Below are 250 nucleotides of genomic sequence, written 5' to 3'. Positions count from 1 at the left end.
GCTCGTTTGCGAAGCCATGAGGCGCCTCGGATCGCGCGCGAGCCAGACGGTGACCGTCAACCCCTGCCCGCCCTGCTGACCCGGATGAAGATCGACGACCTGCTCGACGTCGAGCCCGGCCTTGCGCAACCAGTCGGACATCGCCTGGTGCGAAAAGCCGAGACGGACATGGGCATGTTCGTCTCTGAGATATTCGAGCGTGTGCGGCGCGAGGTCGATGACCACGAGCCGCCCGCCCGGCCGCAGCATG

1 pseudogene is annotated in these 250 nt (G+C 66.8%); it reads right to left on the bottom strand.

Annotated elements, in window-relative coordinates:
- Positions 1-250, bottom strand: a pseudogene (locus tag EOD29_RS33755) (ArsR family transcriptional regulator); the annotation flags it as partial.

This window comes from Mesorhizobium sp. M1A.T.Ca.IN.004.03.1.1 (genome assembly GCF_003997555.1).
Lineage (GTDB): Bacteria > Pseudomonadota > Alphaproteobacteria > Rhizobiales > Rhizobiaceae > Mesorhizobium.
Note: the sequence above shows the minus strand (reverse complement) of the source record. Positions and strands in the feature narration are given on the sequence as shown.